We start from the raw sequence: 23,745 nt of genomic DNA on the forward strand, positions 1-23,745 counted from the left end.
CAGCGTCGTCTTGCCGTGGTCAACGTGACCAATCGTACCTACGTTCACGTGCGGCTTGGTCCGCTCGAACTTTTCCTTTGCCATGTTTCAGCTCCTAATGGAATACAGTCAGATTCAATTCTTTGCGCCGCCACGCAGATCATGCATGGCGGCGAAGCTTTATTACTTGCCCTTGGCCGTCATCACTGCTTCGGCGATGTTCTTCGGTGCCTCAGCGTAGTGCTTGAATTCCATGGTGTACGTGGCGCGGCCTTGCGTGGCCGAGCGCAGTGCGGTCGAGTAACCGAACATTTCCGACAGCGGGACTTCGGCCTTGATGATCTTGCCGCCGCCAACCATGTCGTCCATGCCCTGCACGATGCCGCGGCGGGACGACAGATCGCCCATCACGGTACCCGTGTAGTCTTCCGGCGTTTCCACTTCCACGGCCATCATCGGCTCGAGCAGAACCGGGCTGGCCTTGCGCATGGCTTCCTTGAAAGCCATCGAGCCGGCCATGCGGAACGCGTTTTCGTTCGAGTCCACGTCGTGGTACGAACCGAACGTCAGCGTGACCTTCACGTCCACCACCGGGAAGCCAGCCAGGATACCGGCCGGCAGCGTGTCGACGATACCCTTCTCGACCGCCGGGATGTATTCGCGAGGAATCACACCGCCCTTGATGGCGTCGATGAACTCGAAGCCCTTGCCCGGCTCTTGCGGTTCCAGCGTGATCACGGCGTGACCGTACTGGCCGCGGCCGCCCGACTGCTTGACGAACTTGCCTTCGACGTCCTCGGCCTTCTTGCGAATGGTTTCGCGGTAAGCCACCTGCGGCGCGCCGATGTTGGCTTCCACGCCGAATTCGCGCTTCATGCGGTCGACCAGAATTTCGAGGTGGAGCTCGCCCATGCCCGAAATGATGGTCTGGCCCGATTCTTCATCGGTACGCACGCGGAACGACGGATCTTCAGCGGCCAGGCGGTTCAAGGCGATACCCATCTTTTCCTGGTCAGCCTTGGTCTTCGGCTCGACAGCCTGCGAGATCACCGGCTCCGGGAACACCATGCGCTCGAGCACGATCGGTGCAGCCGGATCGCACAGCGTGTCGCCGGTGGTGGCGTCCTTCAGGCCCACGGCAGCGGCGATGTCGCCTGCCAGCACTTCCTTGATTTCTTCGCGCTGGTTGGCGTGCATCTGCAGAATACGGCCCAGACGCTCCTTCTTCTGCTTCACCGGGTTGTACACGGTGTCGCCCGAATTGATCTTGCCCGAGTAGACGCGGAAGAAGATCAGCTGGCCGACGAACGGGTCGGTCATGATCTTGAATGCCAGCGCCGAGAACTTCTCGTTGTCGTCGGCCTTGCGCTCGAGCTTCTTCTCGTCGTCGCTTTCGTCCACGCCCTTGACCGGCGGGATGTCGACCGGCGACGGCAGGAAGTCGATCACGGCGTCCAGCATACGCTGCACGCCCTTGTTCTTGAACGCGGTGCCGCACAGCATCGGCTGGATTTCGCAGGCGATGGTACGGTCACGCAGCGCCTTGACGATCTCGGCGCGGGTCAGCTCTTCGCCGCCCAGGTACTTTTCCATCAGCTCTTCGCTGGCTTCGGCGGCGGACTCGACCATCTTCTCGCGCCATTCGTCAGCGACGTCCTGCAGCTCGGCCGGGATGTCCTTGTATTCGAACTTCACGCCCTGGCTGGCTTCGTCCCAGATGATCGCCTTCATTTCCAGCAGGTCGATCACGCCCTGGAAGCCGTCTTCAGCGCCGATAGGCACGACGACGGGCACCGGGTTGGCCTTCAGGCGGGTCTTCAGCTGGTCGTAGACCTTGAAGAAGTTCGCGCCGGTACGGTCCATCTTGTTGACGAACGCCAGACGCGGCACGCCGTACTTGTTGGCCTGACGCCAGACGGTTTCCGACTGCGGCTGCACGCCACCCACTGCGCAGTACACCATGCAGGCGCCATCCAGCACGCGCATGGAACGCTCCACCTCGATGGTGAAGTCCACGTGCCCCGGGGTGTCGATGATGTTGAAGCGGTGCTCGGGGTAGTTGCCGCCCATGCCCTTCCAGAAGGCGGTGGTAGCAGCGGAGGTAATCGTGATGCCACGCTCCTGCTCCTGCTCCATCCAGTCCATGGTGGCCGCGCCATCATGCACTTCACCGATCTTGTGGTTCACACCGGTGTAGAACAGGATCCGCTCGGTCGTGGTGGTTTTACCCGCGTCAATGTGAGCCGAAATACCGATGTTACGGTAGCGCTCAATAGGAGTCTTACGAGCCACTTTAATCCTCTATTCGTCCATGAGGCGCAGAAATCTCATGACCTGCGCCTTTAACACAAACGGGCGAGATGTGTGAAAACACAGCCCGCCCGGCAACCAACAGCGTTTTTCGCGCGCCTTAGAAGCGGAAGTGCGAGAACGCCTTGTTGGCTTCGGCCATGCGGTGTACTTCGTCGCGCTTCTTCATTGCGCCACCACGGCCTTCTGCAGCTTCCATCAGCTCACCTGCCAGGCGCAGCGCCATCGACTTCTCGCTGCGTTTTTTCGCGGCCTCGCGCAGCCAACGCATCGCCAATGCCAAACGACGCGACGGACGGACTTCGACCGGAACCTGATAGTTTGCACCGCCCACGCGACGGCTCTTCACTTCCACCACCGGCTTCACGTTGTTGATGGCAACGGAGAACACTTCGATGGGGGCCTTGCCTGCCTTCTTTTCGATCTGGTCGAACGCGCCATAAACGATACGTTCGGCAACCGACTTCTTGCCGTCCAGCATCAGCACGTTCATGAACTTGGCAACTTCAACGTTACCGAACTTCGGATCAGGCAAAACGTCCCGCTTGGGGACTTCACGACGACGTGGCATCTTCTTTCCTTAAGATTCAGTTGAGAGGCGGGATAAATATTTCCGCTCTCCGGCCACCAACTAGCTTGCCAGCGCTACTGGCTGGACAAATTCGCCGGGTGACCACTTACTCGACGGCACGGCGCACAAAAAACGCTCCGTTGTACCGCCGCCTGGTGACAGCTCCATGACGTCCTGTCACGGCTGTCGGATATTGCTTTGCGTAGAAGCTTAGGCAGCCTTCGGACGCTTTGCACCGTACTTCGAACGGGCCTGCTTGCGGTCCTTCACGCCTTGCAGATCCAGCGAACCACGGACGATGTGGTAACGCACACCCGGCAGATCCTTCACACGGCCGCCGCGGATCAGCACGACCGAGTGTTCCTGCAGGTTGTGGCCTTCACCGCCGATATACGAAATGACTTCGAAACCGTTGGTCAGGCGCACCTTGGCGACCTTACGCAGTGCCGAGTTCGGCTTCTTCGGCGTCGTGGTGTACACACGGGTGCACACGCCGCGACGCTGGGGGCAGTTCTCAAGCGCCGGGCTCTTGCTCTTGATGACTTCAGAGACGCGCGGCTTGCGAACCAGTTGGTTGATAGTTGGCATTGTTCAATCCAGCTTGGTTTTACAAAAACACCCCTGTGCCAGATGCTGGCCAAGGGGCAACTACGGGTTTTGGACGGGAAAGGCGAGCAGGACGCTCTGAAGGAAGGGCTGTGAAGTGACAGACTTGCCAAAGAGCGCGAGCTCGCCCGGATCCCGCTGCCGCCTGCCTGGCTGCGCCGCTGAAGGCACAATTCCGAGGGACGCGCGAAATCCAAAGCCAAAAACTCGAATCTGGCACTCTAGCAGGCCTGTTGGCAACGGTCAAGGGGTATACGCGCCGTATACCTATTGGCAGCCCGAAGCGGGCTGACGGGCTCAGACCTCGCGCAACGTCTCGAGGATTTCCTCGCCGTAGCGCTCCAGCTTGGATGCACCAATGCCGGGCACCTCGGCCAGTTCATCCAGCGATTCCGGCGCGCTGCGCGCCAGCTCGGCCAGCGTGGCATCGTGGAAGATGACGTAGGCCGGCACGCCGTGCGACTTGGCGGTGGCCGTGCGCCAGGCCCGCAACGCCTCCCAGTTGGACAGCGTATCGGCATCCATCGTGGCGGTGTGATCAGTACGCGGCCCGCCCCGCCCTGCCCGCTCGCCGGACTTGCCCGGCTTGCTGACCTGGCGCCGCAGCGTGACCGACTGCTCGCCCTTGAGCACCGACCGCGCCGGATCGCCAAGCAGCAGTGCGCCGTGGCCGCCGTGGTCGATCACCAGCAGGCCGTGCGCGATCAGTTGCCGGAAGATGGCATGCCATTCGGCCACGGAGAGGTCCTTGCCGATGCCGAACGTCGACACCTTGTCGTGGCCCCACTGGCGGATCTTCTCGCTGGCATTGCCGCGCAGCACGTCGATCAGGTGGGTCGAGCCAAAATGCACGCGGCTGGCCTGCGCCGTGCGATACACGCACGACAGCGCCATCTGCGCCTCGCGCGTGCCGTCCCAGGTGGCAGGCGGCTCAAGGCACGTATCGCAGTTGCCGCAGGGGCCTGCCGATTCCTCGAAATAGGCCAGGATCCGCACGCGCCGGCAGCCCGCCGTTTCACACAGGCCCAGCAGCGCGTCGAGCTTCGACGATGACACGCGCTTGTGCGCGTCGTCGGCCTCCGACTCGTCGATCATGCGCTTCTGCTGCACGACATCGCCAAGCCCGTAGGCCATCCAGGCATTGGCAGGCAGCCCGTCGCGGCCAGCTCGGCCGGTTTCCTGGTAGTAACCTTCCATGCTCTTGGGCAGGTCCAGGTGGGCCACGAATCGCACATCGGGCTTGTCGATGCCCATGCCGAAGGCGATGGTGGCAACCATCACGATGCCCTCTTCCTCGCGAAAGCGGGCCTGGTGATGCTGCCGCACCTGCGCATCCATACCGGCGTGGTAGCCCAGTGCGTTGATGCCGTGGCTTGCCAGCCATTGCGCGGTGTCTTCCACCTTCTTGCGCGACAGGCAATAGACGATGCCGCTGTCGTGCCCGCCATCGCCGTTCATGTGCTCGGCCTTGATGAAGGCCAGCAGCTGGTTCCGCGCGTTGTCCTTCTCGACAATGCGGTAGCGGATGTTCGGACGATCGAAGCTGGAAATGAAGACCCGCGCATCGTCCAGCGCCAGCCGCTCGATGATCTCGTTACGCGTCAGCGCATCGGCCGTGGCGGTCAGCGCAATGCGCGGCACATTCGGGAAGCGCTCGTGGAGCACCGACAGCTGGATATATTCCGGCCGGAAGTCGTGGCCCCATTGCGACACGCAGTGCGCCTCGTCGATGGCGAACAAACCCACGCGGGTCCGGTCCAGCAGATCCAGGAAGCGCGGCGTCATCAGCCGCTCCGGCGCCACATAGAGAATGTCCAGCCGGCCAGCCAGCAGGTCACGCTCGACCGCCGAGGCCTCGCTGCTGCTCAGGGTGGAGTTCAGCACTGCCGCGCGGACGCCGGCTTCGGTCAGCGCCGCCACCTGGTCCTGCATCAGCGCGATCAGCGGCGACACCACGATGCCCACGCCTTGCCCGGCCTGCTGGCGCAGCAACGCCGGAATCTGATAGCAGAGCGACTTGCCACCGCCCGTGGGCATCAGCACCAGGCAATCGCCGCCGTCCGCTACATGGTCGATGATCTCCGCCTGCGTGCCACGGAATGCGTGGTAGCCGAAGACTTCTTTGAGGATCGCCAGGGCGCGCGACATGGGACAGCAATAGATCGGAAAGCCGGGAAAGGCGTAACCATACCACTCCATGCCGCGTCGGACGGAATGTGTATGCGCCGGTGTGGCACTGCCGCCAATCGTCACCCGGGAATCGGCCGCGCCGCCGATAGTCTTGCGCCAGCACAACCATGGTCTGGCGCGCCGGCCATACGATGGCTGGCGAGGTCCCCAATACAGCCACATGCAGCGCCATTCCTTTTCCCTGCCGATCGAGATCCTGCGCGATGGGTCGGCGCCGTACAAGCGGCAGATCATGCGGCAGGTGGAACACATGATCCTGTCCGGCCGGCTCCAGCCAGACGACCGGCTTCCGTCCATCGCCTGCCTGGTTGCCATGCTGGGTGTTTCACGGAACACCGTGGTCGGCGCCTATGAAGGCCTGACCGATGCCGGCCTGCTGCGCGGCGAGCCCGGTCGCGGCTTCTATGTGGCGGAGGCGATTCCCCGTGCGTCATCGCTGCCGGTGGCAACCCCGGTGACAACCCCGGCGAACAGTCGGCCCGATGCGCTGCCCCGTTCATCGCGATCGTCGCAGGCGGGCGCCGGAATCTTCCCGCCCGGTGTGCATGCCGCGCCGCCCCGCTGTCCCGTGACCTTCGATTTCAAGATCGGACGTCCCGCGCCCGATGCCTTTCCGGCCCGGCGCTGGGCGATGCTGTCAAACCCGCTGCTGCGCCAGATGCGGCATGCGATCAGCGAATACCCTTCGGCGGAAGGCCTCTGGGGACTGCGCATGCAGATCGCCGATTACCTGGCGGCCACCCGGGCGCTGGCGGTCGATCCCACGCAGATCCTGATCGTCGCCGGTGTCCAGGAGGCGCTGCACCTGCTGGCCGCGCATTTTGTCCAGCACGGAGACCGCGTCGTGGTGGAATCGCCCGGCTATGCGGGCTTCTGCAACTTGCCCCAACTCACGCACGCGGTACGGATCGCCGTGCCCGTCGATGCAGACGGGCTATGCACGCCTGCGCTGCCGGATGCGCCGGTGCAACTGGCGTACACCACGCCATCGCATCAGTACCCGCTCGGCTACACGATGTCGCTGGACCGCCGGCGGGCCTTGCTCGACTGGGCTGCAGACGTTGGCGCCTGCGTCATCGAGGACGACTACGACGGCGACTTCGCCTACGACAGCGCACCGCCGCCTCCGCTCATGGCGCTCGATCCCGCGCGCGTCGTCTACATCGGATCGTTCTCGAAGGTGCTCGGGCCGGGTCTGCGGCTCGGCTTCATGGCGTGCCCGCCGTGGCTGACGGACGCCATCGCGCGTCGCAAGGCGCTGCTCAATCACGGATGCCCCTGGCTGGAACAGGCCGTACTTGCCCGACTATTCGAGTACGGTGACTACAGCCGCCACCTGTACCGGCTGCGCCGTCGCTATCGCGAACAGCGCGACGCGCTGCTACTGGGGTTGCGCGACATCTGGGGGACCCGCTGCCAGATCAGTGGCACCGGCACAGGCATGCATGTCGCGCTGCACCTGCCGGCCGGCGAACCGAATGCGACCGACATCGCCAACAGCGCATTGGCGCAGGGTGTCAGGCTGTACCGCATGGACGAAGCTGCCTGCGGGCATATTCCGGCGTCCGGCAGCCGCGTGCTGCTGCTTGGCTACGCGTCGCAGAACGCTACGCAGATCCGCGAGGCGATGGCCAGGCTCAGGCGGGCGGTGGACCGTTGCCGTTCGCAGCAACCCGGCACCAATGCACCGGCCAGCCTGGCCGTGTGACCCCTCAGTGCGCGCCGGGCATTGTGCCGAAGTGTCGCGACAGCGCTTCGATGGCGGCATCATCCAGCGGCTCGGCCATCGGGCGCATCACGGCGTCGTCCCGCCGCGCGGCCTTGAAGTCGCGCAACTGCTTGGCGAGATACTCCGGCTTCTGTCCCGCAAGATTGGGATACAGGCCGACGCTGCTGATGCCGTCGATACCATGACACGACGCGCACAGCGGCAGGATGGCCGCCACCTGATCGGCAAGCTTTGGTGCGGCTGGCGTGGACGGTGCAGCCGGCGCGGCGGCCGTGCCCGTGGCGGCAGTTGCCGCATGCGCGACGGTGGACGCCGCCAGCAGGGCGAGCAGCGCGGCCAGCTTGTTCCCTCGATACTTGATCATGGCCACTCCCCTCAATGCTTTCTCGTCGGCGGCAAACCGACCGAGATCCACTGCGTGCGTGCGCGCGAGAAGATGCCCGCCGGGCTTTCCATCTTGTGCTCGGCCACCAGGGCCAGGGACTTGCTGTCGTACACGCGCAGCCGGTCACCGTAATAACCCGCGCTGACATACAGATACTTGCCGTCCCGGGTGTACTCGGGGAAGAACGCATGGCCGCCGGCATCCAGGGTGCGCACAACCTCGAGCGACTGCTTGTCGATCAGCTGGATGTGCGCGGCCTTCTTGTCCTTGGAGACGATATCCACGGCCACGTACGGCGCATCGGGGTGCGCGGCCGGCGATTCGGTAGGGCCATCCACCTTGATGTTCTTCACCACCGAGAAGTCGCTCGTATCCCACACGGTCACGACATCCCCCTTGTCGCATTTGCCGATATTGGTGCCGAACGCCAGCATCCGCCCGTTCACCGGGGTGACGGCTCCGGAGCCGACATGCGGCTGGCAGCCCGCCGGGATATCGCGTGCCACCTTGTCTTCCTTGAGATCGATCGCCACGATCTTGTGATCGCCGTAGGACGCCACCATCGAGTACCGCCCGTCAGGCGTCAGGAACGTGTCGTGCAGCATGCGGCCTACGCCTTCCAGCTTTGTCACCGGCATGCCTTCCCGGTCCGGATCGACGATCCAGATCTGGCCGGCCTGGCGCAGCGTCAGGGCGAACTTGTTGTTGATGCGGCTACCGATGACCGGGCCGCCCGCCGACTGGATGAACTTGCCGTCAGGATCCTTGCCTTCGAGCCGCAGATACTTCACGGGCTCCAGCGTGTCGGCCTTCAGAATCACCACCAGGTTCGGCACGAACGAACTGGCCGCCAGCCATTTGCCATCCATGGACACGGCGATACCGGGGCCGGTCAAACCCGTCTTGACCTTGCGCACGACCTTGAGCGAGTAGAGGTCGATCTTGTAGACGTGACCATCGTCACTCTTCAGCCAGGCCCATCGTTCGTCGACCGGGCTGAACTCCATGATGTGGGGAGCGATCGGCGTCGCAATTTCGCCAACCACCTTGTTTGTCGTGCCATCCAGAAAGACGGTCTTCGCGTTGTCGGCGCCCGTGCCGCGCCCGTAGCGGCCACGCGCCATGACCACCATCAGGTCGTAGACAGACCCGATCTGATAGGCCGGCTTCGACGGCAGCGTGGATTCATCGACGAGCACTTCGAGGCTATCGCGAATCTGCTTCATCGACCATTCCGGCTTGCCCACGGGCTGAGTCTGGATGTACTCGGCTACCAGCCGGATGTCCGCATCGGACATGCGCGAATGAAACGGCGGCATCAGCGTGTCGGGAATGCCGGTCATGATGGCGCCACGTAGCGCGGCCTCGCTCTGCACGAGCCTGTCCTTGTGCAGGGCCGGCCCGACGTAACCGCCCCGGCTGGCGGAATGGCAGACCGCGCAATTGGCCTGGTAAAGCGCGTCTGCGCGTTGCAGCGCTTCGGCGGTCATGGCCCACAACGTGCCAGACACACTGGCAAGCATGGCGGCAACTACAGTCCTGGCAAGCATCGTTCAGGTCCTCCGTGGGTAGTTTGAGTAGTAACGACGCGATCAATGTGCCACTGCGTGCCCGTGCGCCTTTGGGGATGCAACTGGAAATGCGATGGGTACGGTTGGCCGATGCGCCGCCCCGTCGCCCACCGTCCACGGCCGTGTCGCAAACCCCGGCGCAGTTGCGATAGCGCAAGGGCCTTCCACCGGCGGCGGTCTACGATCCAGCAACCTGCGCCCCGACCATTCGCACACCTTGTATGCCGACATCGAGCCCCGTCACCGACTCCATCCCCGCCGTCCGCGAAACCCTGTTTGTCAGCGGCAGCGACCTGTTCGCGCTGGGCCACTACCCCGGAAACCCGGTCTACCCTGGCGCGCTGATGCTCGACCGGATGCTGGCGATGGCTGCGGAACTGGCCAGCCGCACACTGGGCGAGCCGGCCCGGGCCACAGCGGTCAGGCGCGTGCAATACCTCGGCGTGGTCGTGCCCGGCGACGTGGTGGCTCTGGAAGTCGCCCTTTGCGCGGAGGCCGGTGGCGATGCTGGCAGCGAGGTATCTTGCGAAGCCGTCGCCTGCGTCGCAGGGGATGCGCGTGTCCGGGCAACCATTGTGTGCGGCGTTGGCTCCGACGATCCGGCTCGACTCGGCGCGCCCGAGGTGAGCGCGGCGGCACCGGCATTGACGCATCGCGATATCGCCCGGCTGTTGCCGCATCGGTATCCATTTCTGTTGCTGGATACGGTATCGGCATACCGACCGGGCGAGCACATCCGGGCCACCAAGGTCGTCAACCGGGAATCGCCGATCCTTGGGCGCCAACCGCCGCAGGCCTATCCGGCCACGCTGGCAATCGAGTCGTTCGGCCAGGCCGGCGTTACGCTTTTCTATCTGAGCCAGGCGGGCAATGCGCCGACGCATGCACTGGTGGGACTCATGCGCGATGTCACGCTGCATCGACCCATTCCGTACGACACGGTCCTGACCCTCGACGTCAGGATCGAGCGGCTACGTTCAAACATGGTGGTTTTCGGGGGCAGCATCCTGATCGGCGACGAACCGTTGATCGACGTGGGCAGCCTCGTCGTCATGATCGCGCCCGCTTCGTCGGCCGGTGCCTGACGCGCTGATGCGGGTAGCCGCCTATTCACGCCCATCGGAAAGCGGATTGTCCCGCCTGTTTAGCGTGTCGGGATTCACGGGCGGAGGCATGCCCGCCGGCGACGTATCTCGCCGCACGGCATCGACTTGCTTTTGGCGCGCCTGCTGCTCAAGCATGGCGCACTGGCGGGCATCGGCCTTGCCCGCGGCGCAGTCGCGGCGCTGCTCGTAGCGCTGTTCGCGCTCGTCTTCAACGGTCTGTGGCGGTTTCGGGGAAAGGTCCAGCTGGAAAGCATGGGCCACGGGCACCGCTGCGATCATGCCGGCGCAACCAACGGCACTCAGCAGGCGGTAAATCCAGGTTGCAGGCATCCGGAGCGGCATGATCGAGGCTGTCGTACAGCAGAATTCAAGGCTCCCTTACCGTAGCGCCGTTGGCGAGCCGGTGGATTGATCCACACCAACCCAGAGGCTTCGGACGAAAAAAAAACCCGGCTCGATCGAGCCGGGTTTTTCATTGCAGCGGTAACTGCGAGGATCGCGATCAGACTGCGTCGCCGTCGCCCTCGGTGGCTTGCACCACCGGCGGCTCGATGAAGAGCGATTGCTCTTCGTCGCTGATCGCCTGGGCGCGTTCGCGCTCGGCTGCCTCGCGTGCCTTGCGGGCACGGTGGTAGGCCAGGCCGGTACCGGCCGGGATCAGACGACCCACAATCACGTTTTCCTTCAGACCACGCAGGTCGTCGGTCTTGCCCATGATCGCGGCTTCGGTCAGCACGCGCGTGGTTTCCTGGAACGATGCCGCCGAGATGAAGCTGTCGGTCGACAGCGACGCCTTGGTAATACCCAGCAGCAGGTTCTCGTGGATAGCCGGACGCTTGCCGTCGGCGATCACGCGATCGTTCTCGTCGAGCAGTTCCGAACGCTCCACCTGTTCACCCGGGATGAACTTGGTATCGCCCACGTCCTGGATCTGCACGCGGCGCAGCATCTGACGAACAATCACTTCGATGTGCTTGTCGTTGATCTTCACGCCCTGCAGACGGTACACGTCCTGCACTTCGTCCACGATGTAGTGCGCCAGCTCTTCGATGCCCTTCAGGCGCAGGATGTCGTGCGGATCCGCCGGACCTTCCACGATCATTTCGCCCTTGTTCACCACCTGGCCGTCGTGCACCAGCACCTGCTTTTCCTTCGCGATCAGGAACTCGTGGGCGTTGCCGTCCAGGTCCGTGATCACCAGGCGCTGCTTGCCCTTCGTGTCCTTGCCGAACGACACCGTACCGGTGACTTCCGCCAGCACGGCGGCGTCCTTCGGCGAACGGGCTTCGAACAGCTCGGCCACTCGCGGCAGACCACCGGTAATGTCGCGGGTCTTCTGCGATTCGGTCGGGATACGTGCCAGCACCTCACCCACGTGCACCTGCTGACCGTCCTTCACGGTAATCAGCGCGCCCACCTGGAAGCCGATGGTCACAGAATGGTCCGTGCCCGGAATCTTCACTTCCTGGTTGTTCGCGTCGAGCAGCTTCACCTGCGGGCGCAGACCCTTGGTGGCAGCCGTACGGCGCTTGGCGTCGATCACCACGAGGGTCGACAGGCCCGTGACTTCGTCCATCTGCTTGGCAACGGTCACGCCTTCTTCCACGTTCTCGAACTTGATCGTGCCCGAGTACTCGGAAACGATCGGACGAGTCAGTGCGTCCCACGTGGCCAGCTGCGTACCAGCCTTGATGGCCTGGCCGTCCTGCACCAGCAGCGTGGCGCCGTACGGGATCTTGTGGCGCTCGCGCTCGCGGCCGTGGTCGTCGGTGATCAGTGCCTCGCCCGAACGCGAGATCACGATCAGTTCGCCCTTGGCGTTCGTCACGTAACGCATGGTCACCGTGAAGCGCACCGTACCGGTGGCCTTGGCTTCCACGCTCGATGCCACTGCCGCACGCGATGCCGCACCACCGATGTGGAACGTACGCATGGTCAGCTGGGTACCCGGCTCACCAATCGACTGTGCAGCGATCACACCCACTGCTTCGCCCGAGTTCACCAGCACGCCGCGGCCGAGGTCACGGCCGTAGCACATGGCGCACAGGCCGTAGCGCGTGTCGCACGACAGCGGCGTACGGACCTTGACTTCGTCCACGCCGATGTTGTCGATCAGCTCGACCAGATCTTCGTCCAGCAGCGTGCCGTTCTCGATCGCGGTTTCCTGAGTTTCCGGATTCACCACGTCGCCGACGGTCACACGGCCCAGGATACGGTCGCGCAGGGCTTCGATCACTTCACCGCCTTCGACCAGGGCCTTCATGGCCACGCCGTTGGTGGTGCCGCAATCGTCTTCCACCACGACCAGATCCTGCGTCACGTCGACCAGACGACGGGTCAGGTAACCCGAGTTCGCGGTCTTCAGCGCCGTATCGGCCAGGCCCTTACGAGCGCCGTGGGTCGAGATGAAGTACTGCAGAACGTTCAGGCCTTCACGGAAGTTCGCCGTAATCGGCGTTTCAATGATCGAGCCATCCGGCTTGGCCATCAGGCCACGCATACCTGCCAGCTGACGAATCTGGGCCGCGCTACCGCGAGCACCCGAGTCCGCCATCATGTAGATCGAGTTGAACGAATCCTGCTTGACGGTAGCGCCCGTACGATCGACCACGTCTTCGTGCTGGAGCTGCTCCATCATCGCCTTGCCCACCTGGTCACCAGCGGCACCCCAGATGTCCACGACGTTGTTATAACGCTCCTGGTCGGTCACCAGACCCGACATGTACTGCTTGTCGTATTCCTTCACCTTCGCTGCCGCGTCGGCGATGATCTTCTCCTTCTGCGGCGGCACCAGCATGTCGTCGATGGCGATCGAGATACCGGCGCGCGTAGCCAGGCGGAAGCCCGACTGCAGCAGCTTGTCGGCGAAGATCACGGTTTCGCGCAGACCGCACTTGCGGAACGCCGTGTTGATCAGGCGCGAGATTTCCTTCTTCTTCAGCGGCTTGTTCAGCACCGAGAACGGCAGGCCCTTCGGCAGGATCTCGGACAGGATCGCGCGGCCGACCGTGGTGGCCTGCAGCGTGATCTTGGGTGCGAAACGCGCGTCGCCGTCGGCGTCCTTGTTCACCACTTCGTACTCGGTGATACGGACGTTCACGCGCGATGCGAGCTCGACTTCCTTGTTCTCGTAGGCACGGATGACTTCGCTGATATCAGCAAACGTCATGCCTTCGCCCTTGCCGTTGATCTTGTCGCGGGTCGTGTAGTACAGACCCAGCACAACGTCCTGCGACGGCACGATCGACGGATCGCCGTTGGCCGGGAACAGCACGTTGTTCGACGCCAGCATCAGCGTGCGGGCTTCCATCTGGGCTTCCAGCGACAGCGGCACGTGAACGGCCATCTGGTCACCGTCGAAGTCGGCGTTGAATGCCGCGCAGACCAGCGGGTGCAGCTGGATGGCCTTGCCTTCGATCAGCACCGGCTCGAACGCCTGGATACCCAGGCGGTGCAGCGTCGGCGCACGGTTCAGCATCACCGGGTGCTCGCGGATCACCTCTTCGAGGATGTCCCACACCACCGGCGTCTGGCTTTCCACTTCCTTCTTCGCCGCCTTGATGGTGGTGGCGATGCCCATCGTTTCCAGCTTGTGGAAGATGAACGGCTTGAACAGTTCCAGCGCCATCAGCTTGGGCAGACCGCACTGGTGCAGCTTCAGCGTCGGGCCCACCACGATGACCGAACGGCCCGAGTAGTCCACGCGCTTGCCCAGCAGGTTCTGACGGAAACGACCGCCCTTACCCTTGATCATCTCGGCCAGCGACTTCAGCGGACGCTTGTTGGCGCCGGTCATCGCCTTGCCGCGACGGCCGTTGTCCAGCAGCGAGTCGACGGCTTCCTGCAGCATGCGCTTTTCGTTGCGCACGATGATTTCAGGGGCCTTCAGCTCCAGCAGACGCTTCAGACGGTTGTTACGGTTGATGACGCGGCGATACAGGTCATTCAGGTCCGACGTGGCGAAACGGCCACCATCGAGCGGAACCAGCGGACGCAGTTCGGGCGGCAGCACCGGCAGCACTTCCAGGATCATCCACTCGGGCTTGATGCCCGAGCGCTGGAAGGCCTCCAGCACCTTCAGGCGCTTGGCGAACTTCTTGATCTTGGCTTCGGAACCGGTGGCCTGCAGCTCGGCGCGGATCTGTTCGATCTGCTTCTCGATGTCGATGCCGCGCAGCAGTTCACGGATGCCCTCGGCACCCATCATTGCCACGAATTCACCCTCGCCGTACTCGTCGCACTTGGCCAGGTAATCGTCTTCCGACATGATCTGGCTCTTCTTGAGCGGGGTCATGCCGGGTTCCAGCACCACGAACGCTTCGAAGTACAGCACGCGCTCGATGTCGCGCAGCGTCATGTCGAGCACCATGCCCAGACGCGACGGCAGCGACTTCAGGAACCAGATGTGCGCGGTCGGCGCAGCCAGTTCGATGTGGCCCATGCGCTCGCGGCGCACCTTCGCCAGCGTCACTTCCACGCCGCACTTCTCGCAGATCACGCCACGGTGCTTCAGGCGCTTGTACTTGCCGCACAGGCACTCGTAGTCCTTGATCGGGCCAAAGATCTTGGCGCAGAACAGACCATCGCGTTCCGGCTTGAACGTACGGTAGTTGATCGTTTCCGGCTTCTTCACTTCGCCGTACGACCACGAACGGATCTTCTCGGGCGAGGCCAGGCCGATCTTGATCGCGTCGAACTGCTCTTCCTGCTGAACCTGCTTAAAGAGATCGAGCAATGCTTTCATTGCAACTCCTTGTTTCGCCGCCGGCCCGGAGTCTGTCCGGGGCAGCGGCATTCAATCCTGTGGGAAACCTGCGCTGGTGGGTGCCCGCCGGGGCCGGCACCCGTATCAATCGGCGGATCAGTAACGATCCAGATCGATATCGATACCCAGCGAGCGGATTTCCTTCACCAGCACGTTGAACGACTCCGGCATGCCGGCGTCGATCGAGTGCTCGCCCTTGACGATGTTTTCGTACACCTTGGTACGGCCGTTCACGTCATCGGACTTGACCGTCAGCATTTCCTGCAGCACGTACGACGCGCCGTAGGCTTCCAGTGCCCACACTTCCATCTCACCGAAACGCTGGCCACCGAACTGGGCCTTACCGCCCAGCGGCTGCTGCGTCACCAGCGAGTACGGGCCGGTGGAACGGGCGTGCATCTTGTCGTCCACCAGGTGATGCAGCTTCAGCATGTGCATCACACCCAGCGTGACCGGACGCTCGAACGCTTCGCCGGTGCGGCCGTCGTGCAGCGTGACCTGCTGCTTCGATGCCGTGAGGCCCTTCTCCTTGGCAATCTCGTCCGGGTAGGCCAGGTCGAGCATGCGGCGGATTTCGGCCTCGTGCGCACCGTCGAACACCGGCGTGGCGAACGGGACACCCTTCTTCAGGTTGCCTGCCAGTTCCAGCACTTCGGCATCGCTCAGGCTATCCAGGTCTTCGGCCTTGCCGCTCTCGTTGTAGATCTGCGCGAGCAGCGGACGGAGTTCCTGCGCCTTGGCCGAAGCCTTGAGCATGTCGCCGATGCGCTGGCCCAGACCGCGTGCGGCCCAGCCCAGGTGGGTTTCCAGAATCTGGCCCACGTTCATCCGCGACGGCACGCCCAGCGGGTTCAGTACGATGTCCGCCGGCGTACCGTCGGCCATGTACGGCATGTCTTCGATCGGCACGATCTTCGACACCACACCCTTGTTACCGTGACGGCCTGCCATCTTGTCGCCAGGCTGCAGGCGGCGCTTGACGGCCAGGTACACCTTGACCATCTTGATCACGCCCGGCGGCAGTTCGTCACCCTGCGTCAGCTTCTTGCGCTTCTCTTCGAAGGCCAGGTCGAACTCGTGACGCTTCTGCTCGATGGCTTCCTTGACGGCTTCCAGCTGGGCAGCCACTTCCTCGTCGGCCGGACGGATGTCGAACCAGTGGTACTTGTCCAGGTCTGCCAGGTACTCGCGGGTCAGCTTGGCGCCCTTGGCCAGCTTCTTCGGACCGCCGTTGACGGTCTTGTCGAGCAGCAGACGCTCCAGACGCTGGAACGCATCGCCTTCCACGATACGCAGCTGGTCGTTCAGGTCCAGGCGGTAACGCTTCAGTTCGTCGTCGATGATCGACTGGGCGCGCTTGTCGCGCGTCACGCCTTCACGCGTGAAGACCTGCACGTCGATCACGATACCGCTCATGCCCGACGGCACGCGCAGCGACGTATCCTTCACGTCCGAAGCCTTCTCGCCGAAGATCGCGCGCAGCAGCTTCTCTTCCGGCGTCAGCTGGGTCTCGCCCTTCGGCGTGACCTTGCCCACCAGCACGTCGCCGGCTTCCACTTCGGCGCCGATGTACGTGATGCCCGACTCGTCCAGACGCGCCAGTTGCGCTTCGGCCAGGTTCGAGATGTCGCGCGTGATTTCTTCAGGTCCGAGCTTCGTGTCGCGGGCGACAACCGACAGTTCCTCGATGTGGATCGAGGTGTAGCGGTCTTCGGCAACCACACGCTCCGAGATCAGGATCGAATCCTCGAAGTTGTAGCCGTTCCACGGCATGAACGCCACCAGCATGTTCTGGCCCAGTGCCAGTTCGCCCAGGTCGGTCGAGGCGCCGTCAGCGATCACGTCGCCGCGGGCAACGATATCGCCAACCTTCACCATCGGCCGCTGGTTGATGTTGGTGTTCTGGTTCGAACGCGTGTACTTGATCAGGTTGTAGATGTCCACGCCAACTTCGCCGGCCACGGCTTCGTCGTCGTTCACGCGGATCACCACGCGCATCGCGTCGACGTAGTCCACCACGCCGCCACGCATCGCCTGCACGGCCGTACCCGAGTCAACTGCCACGGTACGCTCGATGCCGGTACCCACCAGCGGCTTGTCCGGACGCAGGCAAGGCACGGCCTGACGCTGCATGTTCGCGCCCATCAGTGCACGGTTCGCGTCATCGTGTTCCAGGAACGGCACCAGCGATGCTGCGGCCGACACGATCTGCGACGGCGCCACGTCGATGTACTGCACGCGGTCCGGCGTGACCATACGCGTTTCACGCTCGGAGCCTTCACGCGCCGACACCAGTTCGTCGGTCAGGTTGCCTTCGCCGTCAACGGTCGCGTTGGCCTGCGCCACCACGTACTTGCCTTCCTCGATGGCCGACAGGTAGTCCACCTGGTCGGTCAGCTTGCTGTTTTCCACCTTGCGGTACGGCGTTTCCAGGAAGCCGTATTCGTTCAGGCGGGCGTACAGTGCCAGCGAGTTGATCAGGCCAATGTTCGGGCCTTCCGGCGTTTCGATCGGGCACACGCGGCCATAGTGGGTCGGGTGCACGTCACGGACTTCAAAGCCGGCGCGCTCGCGCGTCAGACCACCCGGGCCAAGTGCCGAAACGCGGCGCTTGTGGGTGATTTCCGACAGCGGGTTGGTCTGGTCCATGAACTGCGACAGCTGCGACGAACCGAAGAACTCGCGAATCGCCGACGAAATCGGCTTCGAGTTGATCAGGTCGTGCGGCATCAGGTTCTCGGTCTCGGCCTGGCCCAGACGTTCCTTGACGGCCCGCTCCACGCGCGACAGGCCGGCGCGGAACTGGTTTTCGGCCAGTTCGCCGACGCAACGCACGCGACGATTGCCCAGGTGATCGATATCGTCGACTTCGCCCTTGCCGTTACGCAGGTTCACCAGGATCTTGATCGTCTCGAGGATGTCCTCGTCCTGCAGCACCATGCTGCCCTCGCCGCTCGGGCGCGACAGACGGCTGTTGACCTTCATGCGGCCAACGCGCGACAGGTCGTACGACTCTTCGCTGTAGAACAGGCGCTGGAACAGCGCTTCCACGGCGTCCTCGGTGGGCGGCTCGCCCGGGCGCATCATGCGATAGATGGCGATACGCGCGGCCGTCTGGTCGGCGGTGTCGTCCACACGCAGCGTCTGCGAGATGTACGGACCCTGGTCCAGATCGTTCGTGTACAGCGTCTGGATCTGCTTGACACCGGCTTCGCGCAGGTTTTCCAGCAGCGACTCGGTCAGCTCGTCGTTGGCGTTGGCAATCACCTCGCCGGTATCCGGGTCGATGATGTTCTTGGCCAGCACGCGACCCAGCAGGTAATCCTCGGGCACGCTGATCAGCTTGGTGCCGGCGGAATCCAGGTCACGAATGTGCTTGGCGTTGATACGCTTGTCCTTCTCCACGACGACGCGGCCGTTCTTGTCGGCGATGTCGAAGCGCGCGACTTCCCCGCGCAGGCGCTCGGGCACGAACTCGAGTTGCGCGCCTTCGCTCTGCAGCGTGAAGTTGTCGAACACGAAGAAGTGCGCCAGGATCTGTTCCGGCGTCAGGCCGATCGACTTCAGCAGGATCGTCACCGGCATCTTGCGGCGGCGGTCGACGCGGAAGTACAGGATGTCCTTCGGATCGAATTCGAAGTCGAGCCACGAGCCGCGGTACGGAATGATCCGTGCCGAGAACAGCAGCTTGCCCGAGCTGTGCGTCTTGCCCTTGTCGTGTTCGAAGAACACGCCCGGCGAACGGTGCAGCTGGCTAACGATGACACGCTCGGTGCCGTTAATCACGAAAGAACCGGTCGACGTCATGAGCGGAATTTCGCCCATGTAGACTTCCTGCTCCTTCACTTCCTTCACCTTGCCCGGGTTCTCGCGATCGTTGATGATCAGGCGAACCTTGGCGCGCAGGGCCGAATGGAACGTCAGGCCACGCTGCTGGCATTCCTTGACGTCGAACGGCGGGTTGGACAGGTGATACGAGACAAACTCCATACGGGCAAGCCCGTTATGGGAGGAGATTGGGAAAATCGCGTTGAAAGCGGCCTGCAGACCCTCGCTTTTGCGACGCGCGGTCGGCGTTTCCGCTTGCAAGAACTGGGTGTAGGATTCAATCTGTGTGGCAAGCAGGAATGGAACCTGATGAACCGTCGCGCGCTTCGCAAAGGATTTGCGAATGCGCTTCTTTTCGGTGAAGCTGTACGCCATGGGATCTCCGAATCATCGCAGGGCTGGCTGGACCTGGCCGGCACCTGAGGTGTTCAGCGACTGGGAGGGGATTTGGCGGTTGGCCGCTACCAACCTCTGGCTGACGGTGCCCGCACGCTGCGGACGGTGTGGTCATTGCACGGCGCAATGCCTGCACACGTCCGGGGGACACCCGACCAAACTTGTCTTCTGCAGTCGGTTCAGAAGACAAACATCAGCAACCACCTAGTGTGCCACTGATGTTTGGCTTCTGCTGAGGCAGCGATGGATTGTCGCCTGCCGGAGCATATCCTAATTCACATTTCACCCATCCGGGCCGGTTTGCGCAACCTTCAGGTGTCTGATGGAACACCTCCGCAGAAGCGCAAAAAGGCTGGCGCCGGGAATTTCCCTTTGCCAGCCCCTGCCGCGTGCCACAGAGGCACGCGTCGTACCACTTACTTGACGTCGACCTTGGCGCCGGCGTCTTCCAGCTTCTTCTTGGCTTCGTCGGCAGCGGCCTTGTCCACGCCTTCCTTCACGGGCTTCGGTGCGCCATCGACCAGGTCCTTGGCTTCCTTCAGGCCCAGACCGGTGATTTCGCGCACGGCCTTGATCACGCCAACCTTGTTGGCGCCGACTTCGGCCAGAATCACGTTGAATTCGGTCTTTTCTTCAGCAGCGGCAGCACCGCCAGCGCCCGGGGCAGCAGCCACAGCCATGGCAGCAGCCGACACGCCAAACTTCTCTTCGAACGCCTTGACCAGGTCGTTCAGTTCCATCACGGACATCGCGCCTACGGCTTCCAGGATGTCGTCTTTAGTGATTGCCATTTGGATTACTCCTACTAGATTTGATTCGGGATCGGTATTGCGATCTGTCTATGCGGCAGCTCAGGCGGCCGGGGCTTCCGCTTCCGCGGGAGCGCCTTCGGCGTTCTTGGCAGCCAGTGCGGCCAGCAGGCGGGCGAAGCCCGACACCGGCGCCTGCATCACGCCCAGCAGCTGCGAGATCAGTTCTTCGCGGCTCGGGATCGATGCCAGGGCCTTGACGGCACCAGCGTCGAGCACCTTGCCGTCGTACGACCCAGCGCGCAGGACCAGCTTGTCATTGGTCTTGGCAAAGTCGTTCAGAACCTTGGCCGAGGCCACTGCATCTTCGGAAATACCGTAGATCAGCGGACCGGTCATCTGCTCTGCGAGGGCTGCAAACGGCGTACCTTCGACGGCACGGCGAGCCAGCGTGTTCTTCAGAACGCGCAGGTACACGCCTTGCTGACGAGCGTTGGCACGCAGCTTGGTCAGATCGCCAACCGCAATGCCGCGATATTCGGCCACGACGATGGTCTGGGCCTTGGCGACTTGCGCCGAGACCTCAGCAACGACGGCCTTCTTATCTTCAATATTGAGTGGCACGGTTAAGCTCCAAAACGATGCGTATTCGGCAGTTACCCGCCGAACGGCGCATCAGTCCAAACGAACGGCGTCCGATTGGCCCGAATCCACCGGATTGCTCCGGCGTCATCAATCCCTTCGGGTGCGCCATCTGCGCTGGCAGGCCGGCTGCCATCGGGGCAAGCCCCGCATGTGCCGACCGATTAAGTCCACGCTGCCAGAAGCGGTGTGAACACCAGCGGTCTTTGATAACCAGCGGCACCTGCCGCGCGCCATGCGCGCCGCGAATGCCACTGCCCAAAGCCTTGCGACGATCGCGGCACTGCCACGATCCTCAATTCTTTCCCTGGCCGGTGTTATCGGGAGCCGGTCAGAGGATTGCCGTCAGCTCAGGCTGCCAGCGAAGCCTGTTCGACACGGACACCAACGCCCATCGTCGACGACACGGCCACCTTGCGCAGGTACACACCCTTGCTGGTTGCCGGCTTGGCCTTGACCAGGGCGTCCAGCAGGGCGCTCAGGTTGCTCTTCAGCGCGGCGTCGTCAAACGAACGGCGGCCGATGGTGGCGTGGATGATACCGGCCTTGTCGACACGGAATTGCACCTGACCAGCCTTGGCGTTCTTCACGGCCTGGGCCACGTCCGGCGTCACGGTGCCAACCTTCGGGTTCGGCATCAGGCCGCGCGGGCCGAGGATCTGGCCCAGCGTACCAACGATACGCATCGTGTCCGGCGAAGCGATCACGACGTCGAAGTTCAGGTTACCGGCCTTGACTTGCTCGGCCAGGTCTTCCATGCCGACCACTTCAGCGCCAGCAGCCTTGGCGGCCTCGGCCTTTTCGCCCTGGGCGAACACGGCCACACGGACGCTCTTGCCGGTACCAGCCGGCAGCACGACGGAACCGCGAACAACCTGGTCCGACTTCTTGGCGTCGATGCCCAGTTGCACGGACACGTCGATCGACTCGTCGAACTTCGCCGAAGCGCAGCTCTTCACCAGGCCCAGGGCCTCGTCGATCGGGTAGAACTTGGTACGCTCGATCTTCGCCTTGTTGGCGGCGACGCGCTTGGAAACCTTAGCCATTTACAGACCCTCCACGGTGATGCCCATCGAACGCGCCGAACCAGCGATCGTACGCACGGCGGCGTCGAGGTCAGCGGCGGTGAGGTCAGCGTTCTTTGCCTTGGCGATTTCTTCAGCCTGGGCGCGGGTAATCTTGCCAACCTTGTCGGTATGGGGCTTCGGCGAACCCTTGGTGATGCCTGCTGCCTTCTTGATCAGCACGGTCGCCGGCGGCGACTTCATCACGAACGTGAAGCTCTTGTCGGCGAAGGCGGTAATCACCACCGGCACCGGCAGACCGGGTTCCATACCCTGGGTCTGGGCGTTGAACGCCTTGCAGAACTCCATGATGTTCAGACCACGCTGACCCAGTGCGGGACCAACGGGCGGGGAGGGATTTGCCTTACCAGCCGGAATCTGCAGCTTGATAAAGCCAATGATCTTCTTGGCCATCTCTACTCCAATCCGGATCCGTTCCTGTTGCGGAAATCAGATCCTGTTGAGTCGTAACGCGCTATCGCCATGCCGAGGCACGACCTCACGCTCCTCTTCGGGCCGGCGTCGCCGCCGCCCTATCCATCCGCTGCCACCCTGACGGGCCGCAGCAGAGAAAATCCTTAAACCTTCTCGACCTGGCCGAACTCGAGTTCGACCGGCGTTGCGCGTCCGAAGATCGTGACCGTCACGCGCAGGCGCGACTTTTCGTAGTTCACTTCTTCGACGTTGCCATTGAAGTCGGTGAACGGGCCGTCCTTGACGCGCACCATTTCGCCCACTTCGAACAGCGTCTTGGGACGCGGCTTCTCGACCCCTTCCTGCATCTGGGTCATGATCTTGTCGACTTCCCGTTGGGAAATCGGGCTCGGACGGTTACGTGCACCGCCCACGAAGCCGGTCACCTTGCTGGTGTTCTTCACCAGGTGCCAGGTTTCGTCGGTCATTTCCATTTCCACCAGCACATAGCCGGGGAAGAAACGACGCTCGGTCACCGACTTGTGACCGCCCTTGATTTCTACAACCTCTTCCGAGGGCACCAGGATGCGACCAAACTTGTCTTGCATCTCGGCGCGCTCGATGCGCTCCTGCAGCGCGCGCTGCACGCTCTTTTCCATGCCGGAGTAGGCGTGTACCACGTACCAGCGCTTCTTCGAAGAAGGCGATTCTGCGGCCGTGGTTTCCTGCTGAGCGTTATCCGTCATGTGCTACCTCTTATTTCCAGCCCAGGACAAGGGAGAAGATCACCCACTCGATGAGCTTGTCGGCCGACCACAGGAACAGCGCCATGATCACCACAAAGGCAAACACGAGGCCCGTCATCTGACCGGCTTCCTTGCGCGTCGGCCAGACGACCTTGCGAACTTCCCGGTACGATTCACGAGCGAATCCCACAAAGTCCTTGCCCGGCGCGGAGACCAGCGCCACGACGACGCCAAGGGCGAGGCCAGCAAAGAGCGCAGCGCCACGGACGTACGACGGCTGCTGAGCCAGCGCGTAGAAACCGATGACTCCGGCGACCACCAGGAGCACCGCTACCACGAGCATCCACTTGCCGCTCGAGGCGCCTACGGTTTCGACATTGGGATTAGCCATGTTTCGCAAACGAGACTAAGCCGCGTCACGAGTGTTCCTCGCGACGCGGCTGATTGATTTGGCAGGGGCAGAGGGAATCGAACCCCCAACCTTCGGTTTTGGAGACCGACGCTCTGCCAGTTGAGCTATACCCCTAAAACAACTTTGGGGCCGGCTTCAAGCCAACCCCTCTGGCAAACGAACGCGACTGGTTGATGTCGCGCTCGCCAGTTCGACCAATTGCTTAGTCGAGGATCTTTGCCACAACGCCGGCGCCGACGGTACGACCACCTTCGCGGATAGCGAAGCGCAGGCCTTCTTCCA

18 protein-coding genes, 1 tRNA gene and 1 pseudogene are annotated in these 23,745 nt (G+C 63.0%); 2 read left to right on the plus strand and 18 right to left on the minus strand.

All coding sequences use genetic code 11. The features are described 5' to 3' along the window. The 5 genes from A9J21_RS30835 to recQ form a co-directional block, all read right to left on the minus strand. On the minus strand, positions 1-84 hold an 84-nt coding region (locus A9J21_RS30835; protein WP_043003843.1), incomplete at its 3' end, for a GTP-binding protein. A 78-nt stretch (positions 85-162) separates the two neighbouring features. Beyond that, a complete protein-coding gene (gene fusA, locus A9J21_RS09080) occupies positions 163-2,271 on the minus strand; it encodes an elongation factor G (RefSeq protein WP_066734313.1) in 2,109 nt (702 codons plus the stop codon). A gap of 118 nt (positions 2,272-2,389) precedes the next feature. Then, the gene (rpsG, locus tag A9J21_RS09085) at positions 2,390-2,860 is read right to left on the minus strand and encodes a 30S ribosomal protein S7 (protein WP_066734316.1); all 471 of its coding nucleotides are present in this window, start codon (positions 2,858-2,860) and stop codon (positions 2,390-2,392) included. A 210-nt stretch (positions 2,861-3,070) separates the two neighbouring features. Further along, complete coding sequence (gene rpsL / locus A9J21_RS09090) at positions 3,071-3,448, minus strand: 30S ribosomal protein S12 (RefSeq protein WP_006576501.1); 378 nt, start codon at positions 3,446-3,448, stop codon at positions 3,071-3,073. Positions 3,449-3,763: 315 nt separating this feature from the next. Continuing rightward, complete coding sequence (gene recQ, locus A9J21_RS09095) at positions 3,764-5,614, minus strand: DNA helicase RecQ (protein WP_066734319.1); 1,851 nt, start codon at positions 5,612-5,614, stop codon at positions 3,764-3,766. 202 nt (positions 5,615-5,816) lie between these two features. Here recQ and A9J21_RS09100 point away from each other — a divergent pair, with 202 nt between their 5' ends. Further along, positions 5,817-7,364: a PLP-dependent aminotransferase family protein gene (locus A9J21_RS09100; RefSeq protein WP_066734322.1), complete on the plus strand. Its 1,548-nt coding sequence runs from the start codon at positions 5,817-5,819 to the stop codon at positions 7,362-7,364. A gap of 4 nt (positions 7,365-7,368) precedes the next feature. Here the strand turns inward: A9J21_RS09100 and A9J21_RS09105 are convergent, their stop codons facing one another. Further along, on the minus strand, positions 7,369-7,749 hold the full coding sequence (locus A9J21_RS09105) for a c-type cytochrome (RefSeq protein WP_082926320.1): 381 nt from the start codon (positions 7,747-7,749) through the stop codon (positions 7,369-7,371). A gap of 11 nt (positions 7,750-7,760) precedes the next feature. Continuing rightward, positions 7,761-9,320 carry a nitrite reductase gene (locus A9J21_RS09110; protein WP_066734325.1) on the minus strand — a complete coding sequence of 520 codons (1,560 nt, stop codon included), beginning with the start codon at positions 9,318-9,320 and terminating at the stop codon, positions 7,761-7,763. A gap of 242 nt (positions 9,321-9,562) precedes the next feature. On the opposite strand from A9J21_RS09110, the gene A9J21_RS09115 reads away from it, so the two are divergent. After that, the gene (locus A9J21_RS09115) at positions 9,563-10,426 is read left to right on the plus strand and encodes a 3-hydroxyacyl-ACP dehydratase FabZ family protein (protein WP_066734333.1); all 864 of its coding nucleotides are present in this window, start codon (positions 9,563-9,565) and stop codon (positions 10,424-10,426) included. A 21-nt stretch (positions 10,427-10,447) separates the two neighbouring features. On the opposite strand, the gene A9J21_RS09120 is transcribed toward A9J21_RS09115, so the two are convergent. From A9J21_RS09120 to A9J21_RS30840, 11 genes and pseudogenes are all read right to left on the minus strand, one after another. After that, entirely contained in the window at positions 10,448-10,789 is a 342-nt protein-coding gene (locus tag A9J21_RS09120; RefSeq protein ID WP_156545759.1) for a hypothetical protein, read from the minus strand. Between the two features lie 160 nt (positions 10,790-10,949). Next, positions 10,950-15,191, minus strand: a complete 4,242-nt coding sequence (gene rpoC, locus A9J21_RS09125) for a DNA-directed RNA polymerase subunit beta' (RefSeq protein WP_066734342.1) — start codon at positions 15,189-15,191, stop codon at positions 10,950-10,952. Positions 15,192-15,308: 117 nt separating this feature from the next. Beyond that, positions 15,309-19,415 (minus strand): DNA-directed RNA polymerase subunit beta, encoded by a 4,107-nt coding sequence (rpoB, locus tag A9J21_RS09130; RefSeq protein ID WP_066734344.1) that lies wholly within the window; start codon positions 19,413-19,415, stop codon positions 15,309-15,311. A gap of 437 nt (positions 19,416-19,852) precedes the next feature. After that, on the minus strand, positions 19,853-20,227 hold the full coding sequence (gene rplL, locus A9J21_RS09135) for a 50S ribosomal protein L7/L12 (protein ID WP_029051590.1): 375 nt from the start codon (positions 20,225-20,227) through the stop codon (positions 19,853-19,855). A gap of 60 nt (positions 20,228-20,287) precedes the next feature. After that, complete coding sequence (gene rplJ / locus A9J21_RS09140) at positions 20,288-20,809, minus strand: 50S ribosomal protein L10 (protein ID WP_029051589.1); 522 nt, start codon at positions 20,807-20,809, stop codon at positions 20,288-20,290. A 368-nt stretch (positions 20,810-21,177) separates the two neighbouring features. Beyond that, positions 21,178-21,873, minus strand: coding sequence for a 50S ribosomal protein L1 (rplA, locus tag A9J21_RS09145; protein WP_066734347.1), 696 nt, complete (start codon positions 21,871-21,873; stop codon positions 21,178-21,180). Next, a complete protein-coding gene (rplK, locus tag A9J21_RS09150; protein ID WP_010810467.1) occupies positions 21,874-22,305 on the minus strand; it encodes a 50S ribosomal protein L11 in 432 nt (143 codons plus the stop codon). A gap of 164 nt (positions 22,306-22,469) precedes the next feature. Beyond that, on the minus strand, positions 22,470-23,051 hold the full coding sequence (nusG, locus tag A9J21_RS09155) for a transcription termination/antitermination protein NusG (RefSeq protein WP_008649197.1): 582 nt from the start codon (positions 23,049-23,051) through the stop codon (positions 22,470-22,472). A gap of 10 nt (positions 23,052-23,061) precedes the next feature. Beyond that, positions 23,062-23,442, minus strand: a complete 381-nt coding sequence (secE, locus tag A9J21_RS09160) for a preprotein translocase subunit SecE (RefSeq protein WP_066734350.1) — start codon at positions 23,440-23,442, stop codon at positions 23,062-23,064. 59 nt (positions 23,443-23,501) lie between these two features. Then, positions 23,502-23,577, minus strand: a tRNA-Trp gene (locus tag A9J21_RS09165). A gap of 88 nt (positions 23,578-23,665) precedes the next feature. Next, a pseudogene (locus A9J21_RS30840) lies at positions 23,666-23,745 on the minus strand (elongation factor Tu); the annotation flags it as partial.

It is taken from the genome of Cupriavidus sp. D384, from assembly GCF_001652915.1.
Lineage (GTDB): Bacteria > Pseudomonadota > Gammaproteobacteria > Burkholderiales > Burkholderiaceae > Cupriavidus.

Excerpts from the sequence above, each read along its gene's own strand:
- rpsG (WP_066734316.1), bottom strand. The coding sequence starts at position 2,860 with ATGCCACGTCGTCGTGAAGTCCCCAAGCGGGACGTTTTGCCTGATCCG.
- rpsL (WP_006576501.1), bottom strand. The coding sequence starts at position 3,448 with ATGCCAACTATCAACCAACTGGTTCGCAAGCCGCGCGTCTCTGAAGTC.
- recQ (WP_066734319.1), bottom strand. The coding sequence starts at position 5,614 with ATGTCGCGCGCCCTGGCGATCCTCAAAGAAGTCTTCGGCTACCACGCA.
- A9J21_RS09100 (WP_066734322.1), top strand. The coding sequence starts at position 5,817 with ATGCAGCGCCATTCCTTTTCCCTGCCGATCGAGATCCTGCGCGATGGG.
- A9J21_RS09105 (WP_082926320.1), bottom strand. The coding sequence starts at position 7,749 with ATGATCAAGTATCGAGGGAACAAGCTGGCCGCGCTGCTCGCCCTGCTG.
- A9J21_RS09110 (WP_066734325.1), bottom strand. The coding sequence starts at position 9,320 with ATGCTTGCCAGGACTGTAGTTGCCGCCATGCTTGCCAGTGTGTCTGGC.
- A9J21_RS09115 (WP_066734333.1), top strand. The coding sequence starts at position 9,563 with ATGCCGACATCGAGCCCCGTCACCGACTCCATCCCCGCCGTCCGCGAA.
- A9J21_RS09120 (WP_156545759.1), bottom strand. The coding sequence starts at position 10,789 with ATGCCGCTCCGGATGCCTGCAACCTGGATTTACCGCCTGCTGAGTGCC.
- rpoC (WP_066734342.1), bottom strand. The coding sequence starts at position 15,191 with ATGAAAGCATTGCTCGATCTCTTTAAGCAGGTTCAGCAGGAAGAGCAG.
- rpoB (WP_066734344.1), bottom strand. The coding sequence starts at position 19,415 with ATGGCGTACAGCTTCACCGAAAAGAAGCGCATTCGCAAATCCTTTGCG.
- rplL (WP_029051590.1), bottom strand. The coding sequence starts at position 20,227 with ATGGCAATCACTAAAGACGACATCCTGGAAGCCGTAGGCGCGATGTCC.
- rplA (WP_066734347.1), bottom strand. The coding sequence starts at position 21,873 with ATGGCTAAGGTTTCCAAGCGCGTCGCCGCCAACAAGGCGAAGATCGAG.
- rplK (WP_010810467.1), bottom strand. The coding sequence starts at position 22,305 with ATGGCCAAGAAGATCATTGGCTTTATCAAGCTGCAGATTCCGGCTGGT.
- nusG (WP_008649197.1), bottom strand. The coding sequence starts at position 23,051 with ATGACGGATAACGCTCAGCAGGAAACCACGGCCGCAGAATCGCCTTCT.
- secE (WP_066734350.1), bottom strand. The coding sequence starts at position 23,442 with ATGGCTAATCCCAATGTCGAAACCGTAGGCGCCTCGAGCGGCAAGTGG.